The 13,433-nt window shown below is 49.7% G+C and carries 11 protein-coding genes; 7 read left to right on the forward strand and 4 right to left on the reverse strand.

Going from position 1 to position 13,433, the window contains the following annotated elements:
• Nucleotides 1-600 carry a 50S ribosomal protein L25/general stress protein Ctc gene (locus BLU47_RS08725; RefSeq protein WP_091961302.1) on the reverse strand — a complete coding sequence of 200 codons (600 nt, stop codon included), beginning with the start codon at nt 598-600 and terminating at the stop codon, nt 1-3.
• Between the two features lie 342 nt (nt 601-942).
• On the opposite strand from BLU47_RS08725, the gene BLU47_RS08730 reads away from it, so the two are divergent.
• Both BLU47_RS08730 and BLU47_RS08735 read left to right on the forward strand, forming a co-directional pair.
• Nucleotides 943-3,273 (forward strand): S8 family serine peptidase, encoded by a 2,331-nt coding sequence (locus BLU47_RS08730; RefSeq protein WP_091961304.1) that lies wholly within the window; start codon nt 943-945, stop codon nt 3,271-3,273.
• 48 nt (nt 3,274-3,321) lie between these two features.
• Complete coding sequence (locus BLU47_RS08735; protein WP_218131542.1) at nt 3,322-4,491, forward strand: glycoside hydrolase family 3 protein; 1,170 nt, start codon at nt 3,322-3,324, stop codon at nt 4,489-4,491.
• A 106-nt stretch (nt 4,492-4,597) separates the two neighbouring features.
• On the opposite strand, the gene BLU47_RS08740 is transcribed toward BLU47_RS08735, so the two are convergent.
• The gene (locus BLU47_RS08740) at nt 4,598-6,169 is read right to left on the reverse strand and encodes a hypothetical protein (RefSeq protein WP_143025517.1); all 1,572 of its coding nucleotides are present in this window, start codon (nt 6,167-6,169) and stop codon (nt 4,598-4,600) included.
• Between the two features lie 524 nt (nt 6,170-6,693).
• On the opposite strand from BLU47_RS08740, the gene nusB reads away from it, so the two are divergent.
• From nusB to BLU47_RS08770, 5 genes are all read left to right on the forward strand, one after another.
• Nucleotides 6,694-7,629, forward strand: coding sequence for a transcription antitermination factor NusB (gene nusB / locus BLU47_RS08750; RefSeq protein ID WP_091961330.1), 936 nt, complete (start codon nt 6,694-6,696; stop codon nt 7,627-7,629).
• Nucleotides 7,630-7,650: 21 nt separating this feature from the next.
• Nucleotides 7,651-7,977 (forward strand): preprotein translocase subunit YajC, encoded by a 327-nt coding sequence (gene yajC, locus BLU47_RS08755; RefSeq protein WP_091961333.1) that lies wholly within the window; start codon nt 7,651-7,653, stop codon nt 7,975-7,977.
• Nucleotides 7,978-8,049: 72 nt separating this feature from the next.
• On the forward strand, nt 8,050-8,976 hold the full coding sequence (locus BLU47_RS08760) for a YbbR-like domain-containing protein (RefSeq protein WP_255402131.1): 927 nt from the start codon (nt 8,050-8,052) through the stop codon (nt 8,974-8,976).
• Nucleotides 8,973-9,518, forward strand: a complete 546-nt coding sequence (coaE, locus tag BLU47_RS08765; protein ID WP_091961338.1) for a dephospho-CoA kinase — start codon at nt 8,973-8,975, stop codon at nt 9,516-9,518. The genes BLU47_RS08760 and coaE overlap by 4 nt, the downstream gene beginning before the upstream one ends.
• Nucleotides 9,519-9,527: 9 nt before the next feature.
• Nucleotides 9,528-9,971: a DUF5606 family protein gene (locus BLU47_RS08770; RefSeq protein WP_091961341.1), complete on the forward strand. Its 444-nt coding sequence runs from the start codon at nt 9,528-9,530 to the stop codon at nt 9,969-9,971.
• On the opposite strand, the gene BLU47_RS08775 is transcribed toward BLU47_RS08770, so the two are convergent.
• Together BLU47_RS08775 and BLU47_RS08780 are read right to left on the reverse strand one after the other, a co-directional pair.
• Nucleotides 9,968-10,393, reverse strand: coding sequence for a Fur family transcriptional regulator (locus tag BLU47_RS08775; protein WP_091961343.1), 426 nt, complete (start codon nt 10,391-10,393; stop codon nt 9,968-9,970). The two genes, BLU47_RS08770 and BLU47_RS08775, sit on opposite strands and share 4 nt — an antisense overlap.
• Nucleotides 10,394-10,406: 13 nt before the next feature.
• The gene (locus BLU47_RS08780) at nt 10,407-13,388 is read right to left on the reverse strand and encodes a TonB-dependent receptor (protein WP_091961347.1); all 2,982 of its coding nucleotides are present in this window, start codon (nt 13,386-13,388) and stop codon (nt 10,407-10,409) included.
• Nucleotides 13,389-13,433 lie beyond the last annotated feature (45 nt).

The raw sequence follows: 13,433 nt of genomic DNA on the forward strand, positions 1-13,433 counted from the left end.
TTACTCTGCAGCAGCCTCAGCAGCAGCCGAACGAGAAGCACGTGTAGCCTTGACAGAGCATACGATAACTTCCTTCGGAGTAGCAATCTCAAGACCCTCGAAGCTCAATGAGCCAACCTTGATGGCCTTACCCAGCTGCAACTCTGTAACGTCGATGTCCAGTTTCTCAGGAATCTGCTTATATGGAGCGGTAACGTTAATCTTACGGATAGAGAGGTTCAGACGACCACCATCGCGAACACCCTGAGCGTGACCGACGATGTTAACGGGAATACCAACGGTGATAGCCTTGGTCTCGTTGATCTCGTAGAAGTCAGCATGCAGCAGTGCATCGCTTGTGGGATGGAACTGCAGTTCCTTCATGATAGCCTTATGCTCAGTACCGTCAATGTTCAGGTTGACAACATATACATGAGGAGTATATACAGCCTTGCGGAGCTCAGCCATAGGAGCCACGAAAGCCATTGCCTCGGGCAGACCATTCTCGCCTTTCTTCTCACCATACAGATTGCAGGGAACCATACCCTCCTTGCGAAGCAACTTTGAGGCCTTCTTGCCTACGTCGGTGCGCTTCTTACCACTTACGTTAATCTCTTTCATAATTAAAATGTGTTACTCTAAAATTAAGTTATTTGCTTAATCCACCATCACACGATGCGAAGGTTTAGCTCCGGCCTCCCGTAGGGGGATTGTCGAAAGCGGGTGCAAAGGTACACTTTTTTTCGCTAATAGCCAAAGTTTTTTCCTTTTTTCTTCACGCGTTATAATAATTAGGTGATTTGTGGGCATCTATGATGGTCACATCATGGCACCGAAAGCAAAAGCATAAATACCTCGTGGTTAACATTTTTTTAGCGAAACGTTTACGTGTTATTAAAATTTTCCTTTACCTTTGTTTCCAAAATGTGAACAAATTTTTTTCTGATATCTAAAACAATCTAAATGATGAAAAGAACGATGAAGTGTTTGCTGGCTTTGCTTTTGATGGGCGGCGGCAGTATGATGGCACAAGATAAACTATCCCCGATGGTGAGCTCCTACGTGCAACAGGCTAAGACGAGGCGTGCTGCAGCGACAGAAGAACAGAAGCCCGGACTTTTCATGGTGAGGGTTCAACCCAATGCCAACCCCGACGAGGTGAGCGGCCAGATAGCCGGAATGGGTGCAGAGGTTAAGGCGGCTATGGGTCACATGCTGATGGTGGCTGCCACAGCCGAACAATTGCCGGAAATAGCCCGGCTGGAGGGCGTGTTGAATATTGCGAAAGGCACCAAGCCCCTACTGAAACTCGATAAGTCGCGACAAGTCACACATGCCGACGAGGTGCAGAACGGCACGGGCGAGCAACTGCCACAGGCCTACAACGGCGAAGGTGTCATCATTGGCGTCATAGACGCCGGTTTCGATTTCACCCATCCCGTTTTCAAAGACGACAAAGGCAATCTGCGCATCAAAGCAGCCTACATGCCGGGGATGACCTATACCGAGGGAAGGGGCAAGAAGGCGGTGGTTGACGGCAAGGAACTGGAAGGCACGCTCTTCGACATACCCGAAATGATACTCGACACCACGCAATTGAAGCAGACCAACACTTTTCACGGCACACACGTCGCCGGATGCGCAGCAGCCAGTCCGGTTGCCAACGTGAAGGGCATAGCAGGTGGCCATCTGGCAGGTATAGCACCTAAGGCCGAACTCATACTGAGCGAAACATACGCCGACGAACAACAAAATAAGAAATACGAAGGAGGCACTACTGACCCGGAGGTGCTCAACGTTATCAATGCGATGAACTACATGGAAGACTATGCCAAGAAGGCTGGCAAGCCCCTGTTGGTGACGATGAGTATGAATACTGCAGTAGGGCCCCACGATGGTACCAGTGCAGAATCGCTGGTCTATAAAGATTTCTGCGACAGAGGCAACATCATGACCATCGCCACTGGCAACGAAGGAGGCGATAATTGTCACGTCCATAAAACGATAGATGCCAACCATCCCCTCAAGGTGTTGTTTTCCAGGAGCAACGAATACAGTGTCATCAACTACCTGCTGACCGACAAGCCTGCCAAGATCAGAATCTTCCTCTACGACATAGCGAAAAAGACGGAGGTAGCCACCACGAATACGTATGATCTTGTGAACGGCATCAGTTCAAAGGCGGCCATATCCAAAGACGGGGAGGATGCTGACAAGGACGAGCTGAGCAAGGACTTGCTGAAACTGATGAAAGACGGTGATGGCAAAAGCCGTTATTACAATTCGGGCGGTGCGCTGGCTGTTAAAAACGGTATCGGCGAGACACAGGATCCGAAGGGAGGCACTCGCCATGTGACCACAACAACCATTCAGTCGATTGGACTAATGATCAGCAGCGACATCAGACTAGGCATTGAGATTACGGCTAACGAGAGCATCGAGCAACGCGCATGGATTAACTCCAATAGCGGCGGCGGCGAGTTTGAGAATGTCGAAGGATTTGACAAGGGTTCTGCCGATGTCAGCGTAGGCGACCTCTGCACCACTGGTGTACCCATCAGCGTGGGTTCATGGACAGCCAACAATCTAGTCGTTGACGAACCCGGTGGAAAACCAGAAGCCGATAAAAAGGAAACGGTAGGCGACATCTCCAAATACACCAGCTATGGTGTTGACTATGCCGGCCACCAGCATCCCTTCGTCCTAACCCCTGGCAACTGTATCTATAGTGCCAGCAACTCGTTTCTGAGCGATGAATTCAACGACGTCATTGCCAAACAGGATTTCTCGAATCAGTTCAAAGGTCAGACCACCCCACGAAGCTACAGATGGGTGAGAGCCAACGGTACGTCGATGGCAACACCCATTGCGGCAGGCATCATTGCCCTGTGGTTGCAGGCTGCCCACGACAAGGGCATCACGCTGACCATCGACAAGGTGAAGGACATCATCAAGGAGAGCACCGAAACCGACGAGTTTACCCAGAAAGCTGGCATCCGTGCCGGCTATGGCAAGTTGAATGCCTACAAGGGACTGCTCAAGGTGCTGGGATTACCAACAGCCATCAGCGAACTTAGTCAGCATCAGCCGCAGGGTATGACCTTCCGCATTGCCGACGGCCGACTCTATGCCGAGGGTGCAGAGGACGGAACGGCTGTCACACTCTACAACCTGTCGGGTGCCATCGTGCGCCAGTCGCAGGTAGCAGGCGGTGCCGTCAGCCTCGACGGTCTGCAGCCCGGTGTCTATGCCGTACAGATAGGGCGACTAGGCTCTACACTCATTCGATTATAACCAAAACGGATTATCAAGAATCATCAAATAAATAACAAAATCCCAACAATGAAACAGAGAATACTATGGATGCTGACCGTCATCATGACCTACGGTCTTTTATTGACATCCTGTTCTAACAACGACGCACCTGTCGTACCGCCCACCGATGAGGTAGAAGCGTTGCTGCAGAAGATGACGCTGCGCGAGAAAATAGGACAGATGTTCTACATCCGCATTGAGTCGCTCGACCCCTCGATAGAATGGACTACCTACGACGACCTGGCAGCCCTCAAGAACCAAGAGATTACCATGAACATGAGGAATGTCAATAAGGAATACCCCGTAGGCGGCATCATCCTGTATGCATGGAACATCGAGGACGAGGCACAGCTGGCCACCATCATCCCGCAGATACGTTCGCTGAACGGTCATCCGCTGCTCTGCATCGACGAGGAAGGCGGCAGGGTATCACGCATCGCAAATAACCCGAACTTCAACGTCAAGAAATACGCCTCGATGGCGGCTATCGGTGAGACCGGCGACCCGCAGAATGCCTACGAGTGCGGCAACACCATCGGCACCTACCTGAAAAAATACGACTTCGACATCGACTTTGCCCCTGTGGCTGACGTGAACACCAATCCGGACAATATCATCATCGGTCCGCGTGCATTCAGCGACAAGCCTGAGGTGGCTGCACCGATGGTAGTCAACTACCTGCAAGGTCTGGAGGATGCAGGCATCACGGGCTGCATCAAGCATTTCCCCGGTCATGGCGACACGACAGCCGACACCCACACGGGCTATGTACAGTCGCTGAAGACGTGGGACGAGATGAAGGACTGCGAGATGGTGACCTTCCGCGCAGGCATCCAGTGGGGTTGCCAGCTGATCATGACAGCCCACATCGGCGTACCTAACGTCACCGGCTCTACCGTTCCCTCCACCATGTCGCCCATCATCCTGCAAGACAAGCTGCGCGGAGAGTTGGGCTACAAGAACATCATCATCACCGACGGCATGGAGATGGGCGCCATCACCCATCACTACACCAGTGGCGAGGCCGCCGTGGGCAGCATCCAGGCAGGAGTGGACATCGTGCTGGGTCCTCGCGACTTCACCGAGGCCTTCGATGCAGTGATGGCTGCTGTGAAGAACGGAACCATCAGCGAAGAGCGCATCAACCAGAGCGTGCGGCGCATCCTGACACTCAGACTCGGTATGAACCGCCTGTAAGCGACGCCATAAGAGATGGCGGCAAGTTTTTCTCTCACTTAATCACGACCCTGAGCTTTGCTCGAGCTCGCTCACGTTCGGAAGTGAGAACAAGCTCTCACTTCTCTCACTTAATCACGACCTTCTTGCCGTTAACGATGTAAAGACCCTTCTGCGTCGGCTTTCCACTAAGCCTGCGACCGTCGATGGTGTACCAAACATCAGACATCATACCTCTGACATCTTTCATCGTCTTGATACCCGTAGGTGTTGCAGCGTCAACCCATTGGAAATAGTTGAAGTATTCTGTTCCTAACCCCATCAGAAACATCTTGCCGGCATCTAGATGGTCGCTTTTACTAAACGTGTTGTCTATGCGATACATATCGTCTAAGCCGTGGGGATGGGCATTGTGGAAGGCAAGGTAGTTGCCATAGGGCACCACCATGTCACCCTTCGAGTGTGCAAACTGTATGCGGTGTTGTGGTTTCCAGCCAGTGCAGACATTATTCGATTCCAGGGCATAGCGCATGTCCTCATAGGCGTTGCCCGTCGCGGCTGGCGCGCTGATGAAGTTGTCTGGATTCTTCATATAGCTGTAGAAACCAGGAGTAAGGATTTTGTCGAGATTGGCCCACGCTACCCAGGAGCTCCAAATCATGCCAGGAATCTCATGTTTGAAAAACATCTCTTTCATGTTGGCGGGAGCCTTATAGGTTTTGCCTCCAATGGTGGCGGTGCCATTGTCTATCTGACTAAGCCAGGCCTTATTGATATCGTCAGTGGTCAAGTTCTTGGTGCTTAACCAGTCCATGACACCGGTGTCGAGGAACGACTGTTCAAAGTAGTCGTCCAGCTTGTGCTGGGACATAGCGGGATTGCCTACTATCATGCCGTTCATAATCATTGGAAGGACAACGGGGAAGGTAATCTCGTTCTCGTTGTGGGCGGTGGTGACATCGTAGCTGGTGCCGTCGTCGTTCAGGTAGTAGTGCATGGTGGCCATCAGGTCGTATGGACCGTCTCCGCAAATAGTGCCACGGAAGTGCAACTTGTCACTGAGTCCGTTCTGCTCGATATGGCGTTGCGCGGCTAGTGCCACTGCACCGCCCTGTGAATAGCCAAGGCTGAAGCACCGCCAATTGTCCTTCAGCGGCAGGGTATTGTTCGCACCGTTCAGCTTGCCGTAAAGTTCCAGTCCATAGGTTAAGGCATCAACGACCTGCTGTGCCGTCACCTTCTGGATGAGGTAGGGATGTGTCCTGGCACTCGACACGCCGTAGCCCTCGTAGTCGGGCATGATGACGATGCTGCGCTTGACGATGCTCTTGTAGGGTTTCCCCTCGTCGTATTCAGCGCCTTCAAACAAGGTGGAGAGAACTACAAAATCGGCTGTTGAGAGCGTAGCGCTGGTGGGACACTGCGAATTGGCTGTGACAGTATAGTGGCTATACAAGTGTACCGACTCGATGGCAGCACCCTTCGGCGGCGTGGTAGGTGCCCAACAACACAATAACGACGAAAGCACAACGGGGTCGCCCGTCACGCTGGTCGATGGATAGTTGAACTTATATACCATTCGGTTGCCCAGTGTTGTAATATACGGTTCCAACGCGGTGGATGGTGTCGGATTCTGGGCCCATGAGCCCTGCACGACTACGCACAGCAGGGCAAGCAATGCAAGTAAAGATTTCTTCATATTGTCTGGTTTTTAGCTTTTTTTGTTGCCAAAGATACGCATAAATGAGCAGATAACCAAATTTTAATTGAGTTTTCTCAAATGGGAGTATTTTAGGCGAAGCCAAAGAGTGCCGTATAGAAGCCAAAGCCTTGATTGCTGATTGGTAATCTGCTATTATTGACGGATAACGTTGGCACCTTCCTCGCTGCCAATCCTTTCGTTTACGAACCGTAGGGGGTTGGAAAATCCAGAGCAGAAGCGCAGCGTCGTCTGGATTCACTTTGCGGTGCGCCCTTCGGGGAACCGGAGGCGGATAGATTTCAAGCGATAACCCTTTTAGATTTCGTCTGAACTCCATATAATCTTGTCCGAAAAGGGAAAAAAATAGGTCTGTGCTATTGCGGTATAGACCTTTTTTCGTATATAGTTTTTGGGCAGTCTTAGGTACTCTCGTTCGAGAAAACTCAAATAAAATTTGGTTTTCTTCTCACTTATTCGTACCTTTGCAGCTGATAAGTGTATCAAATAGCTATTTAAACAGTATGATCAATCGAGAACTCATCAGGATTAAGACAGTACAGTTGACCTATGCGTACTATCAAAACGGGAGCAAAAACATTGACTCGGCTGAAAAGGAATTATTATTCAGCCTGTCAAAAGCCTATGACCTTTACAATTTCTTGCTGGCCTTAATCGTCAGCATTACCCGTGAGGCGCAACGTCATTTGGAAGTGGCTCAGTCGAGAGCCCAGCGCGAGGGGACAGAAATGCCCTCACAGAAGTTTGTCAACAACCGTTTTGCCCTTCAATTAGAAGGGAACAAGATGCTAAACGACTTCATGGAAACCCAGAAGAAGACGTGGAATGACGAACCCGAATTTCTAAAGAAGATGTATCAACTTGTTGCCGAAAGCCAAATATACAAGGATTATATGGCTAGTCCGGAGGACAGCTATGAAGCCGACCGGGAACTATGGCGCAAGCTGTATCGCACCCTGATACAGCACAACGACGACCTGGATGCCCTGCTGGAGGAGCAAAGCCTTTACTGGAACGACGACAAGGAGGTGGTTGACACCTTTGTCCTAAAGACCATCAAGCGCTTTGAAGAAAAGAACCAGTCGCATCAAGAGCTTTTGCCTGAATACGACAACGAGGAAGACAAGGACTACGCTCGTAAGCTGTTCCGTGCAACGATTATGAATGGTGACGAGTATCAGCACTTCATGAGCGAAGCCTCACGTAATTGGGACTTCTCACGTCTGGCTTATATGGACATCATCATTATGCAGATAGCCATTGCCGAGATGATGACCTTCCCCAGCATCCCCATCAATGTAACCATTAATGAATATGTGGAGATTGCCAAGCTATACTCTACCCCACGCAGTGCCAGTTACATTAACGGAATGCTCGACGCCATAGCCCGTCACCTGACAAAGACAGGAAGACTCCTGAAACATATAGAAGAACGATAACATAAACGAATTAAAACAAATATGACACAGTTATTTCTCGCTGCACAAGCCGCCCAAGGCGGTGGCAGCATGACCAGTTTCCTCATTATGATGGTTGCCATCTTCGCCATCATGTATTTCTTTATGATCCGTCCTCAGCAGAAGCGCCAGAAGGAAATCCAGAATTTCCAGAACACACTGCAGGAAGGCGCTCAGGTTGTTACCGGCGGCGGCATCTACGGTACCGTCAAGAAAATCGACCTGGCCAGCGGCATCATTGAAGTCAAGATTGCAGACGGCGTAGTCATCAAGGTGGACAAGGGTTATGTATTCAAAGACATGGCCAGCACACCCATGCAGGGCAAATAAGCATTAACACATCTCCTGATGTCGGGTATCAAGACCATATTCAAAGCCATCAGACTTTTCTTGTTCAGCAACATGAACAAGCAACTTCTGGTCTTTGTATTCTTTCTGTTTCTCTCAGGAATCTTCTGGCTGATCAAGACCATGAATGAAACCTACGAGAAAGAGATCAAGATACCCCTACAAGTGGGCAACATCCCCAAGAACGTGGTGCTGACATCTACGGCTGTTGACACCCTGCGCGTCACGGTAAGGGACAAGGGATGGGTCATCCTGTCGTACCTTCACGGTGACAGGCTGAAGACGATGAGCATCAACTTCAAGGCCTACGACAGAGGTCACGGACAAGGCGTCATACCCAGCGGAGACATCAAGCGTATCGTGGAACAGGCTTTGGAACTTTCTTCAAAGACGATTTCCATCAAGCCTGAGCGACTGGAGTTCTCATACAACTATGGAGAACACAAGCGTGTACCCGTCAGATGGACAGGACGTATCATTCCTGACCAGCTATATTTCATCTCACAAGTAGAATACACGCCCGACAGTGTTGACGTATATGCCACACAACAGAAGTTAGACAGTATCAGCACCATCTACACAGAGGCACTGAACTATGCCAATTTCCGCGATACCCTGTCTATCGACTGTCAGTTGTCGCATATGAAGGACGTAAAAGTGGTTCCGAAGCAAATCCATATCAAGTTCTACACCGATGTGCTGACGGAAGAGGCGATGGATGGTGTTCCCATACAGGGCATCAACGTACCTGCAGGGAAGGTGCTGCGCACATTCCCGCCCAAGGTAAGAATACACTTTGTGGCAGGTGCCGACCGTATCAGAAGCCTGCGTCCTGACGATTTCACGGTGATTACCGACTACAATGAAATCATGGATACGAAATCGGAGAAGTGCAAGATATATCTTCGCAGCGTTCCTCAAGGCATCAGCCGCGCGTCGCTCGAAACCAAGGAAGTAGACTATCTGATAGAGGAAGAATGAAGATAGGTATCACGGGGGGCATTGGCTCTGGAAAGAGCTTTATTTGCCAAAGGTTGAAAGCACGAGGCATAGACGTGTACGACTGCGACACGGCTGCCAAGCGACTGATACGCACCTCGCCAGAGATCCGACAACAGTTGACGGCACTCATCGGTGAGGATGCCTATCACGGAGAGGCGCTCAACAAGGCTGCCGTTGCCAAGTTCCTCTTAGCCAACGAAGCCAACGCCAAAGCCATTGACGACATCGTGCACCCTGCCGTCTTCCGGGACTTCCAGGAGAGCGGTATGCAATGGATGGAGAGTGCCATCATGTATGAGTCAGGCATCAACCAACTGGTGGACCGCGTAATCGTGGTCACTGCCCCACTTGAGGTGCGCATACAACGCGTCATGAAGCGTGACGGCATCAGCCGCGAAAACGTACTGCAATGGATGCAGCGCCAATGGTCGCAGGACAAGGTCAGGGAACTGGCCGACGACGAGATAGTCAATGACGGCATAGCAGACATTGACGCTCAGATAGATAATATTTTAAGATAAGAAAAGAATATGAAACAGACTATTTTAGCCATCTCGGGTAAGCCGGGACTTTACAAATTAGTATCACGCGCCAAGAACAGCCTCATCGTTGAGGCCTTGGACGATACTCACAAACGTCTTCCTGCCTTTGGCACAGACCGTATCACCTCTTTGGCAGACATTGCCATGTTCACCGAGACAGAAGACGTGCCTCTGATGAAGGTACTGGCTTCCATGCGTGACCTGGAAAAAGGCAAGGAGTCGAGTGTCAACTTCAAGAAGGCTACTCCCAAGGAATTGCACGATTATTTCTCGAAAGTTCTCCCCCAATGGGACCAGGACCGCGTACAGAACAGTCATATCAAGAAACTCATCCAGTGGTATAACATCCTCATCAAAGCTGGAATCACCGACTTTGAAGAAGAGATGGCTCCCACTGAGGGCGACAACATTGACGACCGCAAAGAAGCTTAATGCTCTCCTTTCCTACAGGCAGGGCAGATGCCCTTTACCATGTAGTTGACAGCATTCATCACAAAACCGCCAGGCAATTCTACTGGCGGTATTTTTGTGTCTTCCAGGCAATAAGTACGGCGACAGCGTTCACAATAAAAATGTACGTGTATGTCGTCATCATGTTCTTCATCATGACTATGGCATAACTCATAGCGCACACCGTCACCTCCGTCTTCAATGACATGTACGAGGTGGTGTTCACGAAAGAGCGTCAAGGCACGGAAAATACCCGATTTGTCTATCGTCTTGATTTTCGCCTCCAGCTCTGACAAAGAAAGCGGACGACCAGCCGCTTCCAGTTCACTTGCTACCAGAATGCGATTAGCCGTCGGCTTTACACCATGAAATGCTAATAACTCAACAGTATCTTGTTTACTCATAGTTCTTCTGTCTTTAGAAACGGCGTCCGCCTCCGCCGCCACCGCCAAAGCCTCCGCCGCCACGGCCTCCACGGCCGCCACCAGGACCGCCAAAGCCACCAGGACCACCAGGACCCATTCCCTGACGTCCGGCCTTACCTCCAAAGAGATTCAGACGATAGATGACATGGAACATGGCATAGCTGGTAATGGCATTGTACTCTGTATCGCTGCGCTGCATAGCCGTAACAGTACGGCTGAACGTAGACTGTCGGTGCAGGATGTCATACATCTGGAAGCTTAAAGTCAAAGACTTATTACGCAAGAAAGACTGTGACAACTGTGCGTTCCATATCAGTTCGTTGGTATTCATCGATTCATCATTATAGCCTCGACGACTGTTCATATTCATACCTGTCGAAAGCTGTGTGCCCCAAGGAGCCGTCAGCATGACACTTGCACCATACGAGAATGTCCATGTGTCCATGTTGTTGTTCGTCTGCAACTCACTACGTGCATGTAGGTATTCCAAAGAGCCATTCAGTTCGAATTCAAACCACTGGTTACGATAATTGGCAGCCAATCGCTCACCCACTGTCGTGCTGCGCGTGGTAGACTTCTCTGAGTTGGCATTACGATTCACGCTGACATAACCGACGCTATTAGCATAGCGAAGCGTGGTGAATGTGTTGATATTAAAGAAGGCTGCGGAGTCGATGGCCGTATTGAACATAAACATACCAAAGGCATTCCAGTTGCCGTCAATATTCTCCGGACGCGTTGTCCGAGCACCCGTCTGCACATTATAGGTCACCATGTTGGAAACAGCATTGCTCGTTGTCGATAAATTCAAGTGAGCCATAATACTGCGCTGGTGATTAGGGATGTAGTTGTTGTAGAACAAGCGGAAGTTCTGGGTGAACGACGGTTTCAGTCCAGCATTACCCTGACGGACGTTCAAGGGGTTGGAGTCGTCGGTAATGTCAAGCAGGTCAGTCATTGACGGCTGACTGGTATTAGCCCTATAGGTAAAGCGCAACTGACTAACTTTTGAGATCTTCCAACGGAAATCTGCCGTTGGCGACCAGTTCATGACGTTACGTTTTGTAATGGTATCCGTCGTAAGATAACGATAGGTCAATTCTGAACTCTGAGGTATAAACTGCACTCCGACATTGAAGTTATAGTCCTTGCGAACAATGCGCAGCATGAGCTCAGCTGTATGAATATAGTTCTTGTAAACCGAGTAACGGCTTAGATTCTGACTCTTCGTGCTTTCTAAGTCAATGGGTGGCACATGATTACTCAGCAATGACAGATAGCGATCCCAGTCACGGTAGTCTGGGTCGATAGCCATAAAAGGAAGTCCTGTCTTGGTCAGGTCATACGTACCACGGTCGCTCTTGGTATACTTATACTGGAATTGATAGCTGAACTGCAGATAGGTCTGACGGAAGATAGGCTCGCTATAAGTGGCCCGGATACTGTAATCCCAATTCTTGGTGGGCGTCACGGCATATCGGTTAGCCTGATAGGTAGAGTCTTTATACTCTCGGGGAGTCTTGGTGCTGTCGACAATGAAATACTCCACAAAGTTATTGGTCATCGATTTGCTCATTCCCTCACTGTAATTACCATTCAGTCGCAAAGTAATATTACGGCCAGTACTGCTCAACCGGCGATTGATCTGCAACACAGCACCTACAGTCTTCGAATCGCTATAGGAGAGGCCCTTGCTGAGATTTGTATTTTTTACGATAGAGTCCGTATATATCAAACGGTCAATCTGTGACAACGGGTCTGTAATACCTGAAATGCCATAAGGGTCAGCCCTGAAAGTAGCATTAAGGCTGTTACTCAGACCGTCGTTGGAGTTATAGCGGAACTGAGGACGCAGCATGATGTTCCATAGCGTGTCAGGCGTCCATTCCACACGCATACGAGCATCCCAACTATTGGAACGGTTTAGGTTCTTGCTCAGGCTATTACCAAAGGAGGATGACGTGCTACTCATGAAATCTTCCGTAGAACGACGTACCTGAGCATCATCGTCATTATGGTTCCAACGGATACTTCCATCCAACTTCAAACGATTCTTTTTCTCATAATTCACGTTCACACCAGTCATCTTCGTTGCCGTCAGACCTTGACGACCTCCACCCCAGCGTCCACCGCCGGCAGAGAAGCCCATATCATTGACGTTGTTGGCGCTTCCCATCAGGAAAATCTTCAAATCGTCCTTCATCCAGCCAAACATGGTACGTCCGCTGTAGCGTTCTTGTGTACCTGCAGCGATATCGGTATTGAGCATCATACCCTTATTCATGCCAGGTTTAACACCAAAGTCGAGCACGGTTTCCTCTTCACCGTCATCAATACCACTGACACGAGCCAAATCACTTTTCTGATCGTAAGCCTTAACGCGTTCGATGATGTTGGCAGGCAGGTTCTTCATGGCTGTCTTTGTATCGCCTGTCATAAACTCCTTACCATCAACCATGATTTTCTTCACTTCCTTACCGTTGATGGTAATTTTTCCGTCATCAGAAACTTGTGCGCCAGGCAGTCGCTTCACCAACTCTTCCACGACAGAGCCTTCCGGAGTACGGAAAGCGGCAGCATTATATACAAAGGTATCTGCCTTCAACGTAACCTTTGAAGCCTGTCCTGTGACGGTGGCGCCCTTCAGCATGATGGCATCAGGCTTCATGTTGATGGTGCCCAAAGCTACATCCTTGTCAGCACCTACCGTAACCCGCTTCGTATAAGGCTTGTATCCCACATAGGTCACTTGTACGATATACTTACCAGCTGATGGTGCCTTCAACCTGAATCTTCCCTCCAAGTCGGTCAACACACCTGTCACAAGTGTGCTATCCAGTTTAAGCAGTTTCACCGTTGTCTGTGAGACAGGTTCCTGCGAATCATTCTCTACTACTTTTCCTGTCACATGGTGTTGTGCCAACATAACCACAGTCAGCAATGACAAGAACAAAAATGTTATCAGTCGTTTCATTGAAAATAAAGGAAATATTTTCCTCTAAGACGTTCAATAATTGAA

Origin of the sequence: Prevotella sp. tc2-28 (assembly GCF_900107705.1) — a bacterium.
Taxonomy (GTDB): Bacteria; Bacteroidota; Bacteroidia; order Bacteroidales; family Bacteroidaceae; genus Prevotella.

Bases quoted from the DNA above. Each gene is read 5' to 3' on its own strand.
- BLU47_RS08725 (WP_091961302.1), bottom strand. From the start codon at position 600: ATGAAAGAGATTAACGTAAGTGGTAAGAAGCGCACCGACGTAGGCAAG.
- BLU47_RS08730 (WP_091961304.1), top strand. From the start codon at position 943: ATGATGAAAAGAACGATGAAGTGTTTGCTGGCTTTGCTTTTGATGGGC.
- BLU47_RS08735 (WP_218131542.1), top strand. From the start codon at position 3,322: ATGAAACAGAGAATACTATGGATGCTGACCGTCATCATGACCTACGGT.
- BLU47_RS08740 (WP_143025517.1), bottom strand. From the start codon at position 6,169: ATGAAGAAATCTTTACTTGCATTGCTTGCCCTGCTGTGCGTAGTCGTG.
- nusB (WP_091961330.1), top strand. From the start codon at position 6,694: ATGATCAATCGAGAACTCATCAGGATTAAGACAGTACAGTTGACCTAT.
- yajC (WP_091961333.1), top strand. From the start codon at position 7,651: ATGACACAGTTATTTCTCGCTGCACAAGCCGCCCAAGGCGGTGGCAGC.
- BLU47_RS08760 (WP_255402131.1), top strand. From the start codon at position 8,050: ATGAACAAGCAACTTCTGGTCTTTGTATTCTTTCTGTTTCTCTCAGGA.
- coaE (WP_091961338.1), top strand. From the start codon at position 8,973: ATGAAGATAGGTATCACGGGGGGCATTGGCTCTGGAAAGAGCTTTATT.
- BLU47_RS08770 (WP_091961341.1), top strand. From the start codon at position 9,528: ATGAAACAGACTATTTTAGCCATCTCGGGTAAGCCGGGACTTTACAAA.
- BLU47_RS08775 (WP_091961343.1), bottom strand. From the start codon at position 10,393: ATGAGTAAACAAGATACTGTTGAGTTATTAGCATTTCATGGTGTAAAG.
- BLU47_RS08780 (WP_091961347.1), bottom strand. From the start codon at position 13,388: ATGAAACGACTGATAACATTTTTGTTCTTGTCATTGCTGACTGTGGTT.